The following is a 601-nucleotide window of genomic DNA, read 5'->3' as shown; positions in this document are numbered from 1 at the left end:
GTGCGCCCAGCATGGGCGCACTCTTGGAGGTGCAAGTCCTCCCGCAAGCTGACCACAGTGAGCGAAGTGAAGCGCAACTGCGGAAGGGCGACCGACTGTGGGGAGGAAGCGTGGAGCGAAACTGCGAGCCGATGGACAAGAATCGGATAGAAGGCGCTGCTTAGCAGGGCGAGCGGGCGTAAAACCGCGAAGCTCTTGTGGTCAAGGCGAAGTGGCGTAAATCCGGCGGTTGTGCAGTGAAGGAGTGCGTCCTTACCTGGGGAGATCTCGCCTCATGCCTGAAAGGGCGACGGCGTAAAACCGGAGCGAGAAGTCAGCAGAGGTCGTAGTAGTTGCCAATACGGGACGAAGGGCCGAACGAGAAGGAGTATCTATCGCCATGTCGATGGACGATGTACGGCATCAGATGCCCGCGTCAGCGGGGCGGGTCGCGGAGCGGCGAGGTGAAGCCTCGTCCAAACCGATCAGCGATGAAACATCATCCCCGCGACATGAAACGATAGGTGCAGGGCAAGGCCTGCTCGCGCAGGTGCTTGCGAGGGAGAACATGCAACGCGCGTGGAAACGCGTGAAAGCAAACAAGGGAGCGGCAGGCGTCGAT

The 601-nt window shown here is 60.6% G+C and carries 1 pseudogene; it reads left to right on the top strand.

What is annotated here, in order from left to right:
• Window positions 1-379: 379 nt before the first annotated feature.
• Window positions 380-601: pseudogene (locus F1735_RS36070) on the top strand (group II intron reverse transcriptase/maturase); the annotation flags it as partial.

The sequence above is a fragment of the Massilia genomosp. 1 genome, assembly GCF_011682185.1.
In the GTDB taxonomy this organism is placed as follows: domain Bacteria; phylum Pseudomonadota; class Gammaproteobacteria; order Burkholderiales; family Burkholderiaceae_D; genus Telluria_A; species Telluria_A rubra.
The sequence above is the reverse complement of the archived record's forward strand: the minus strand, read 5'-3'. Positions and strand labels throughout refer to the sequence as shown.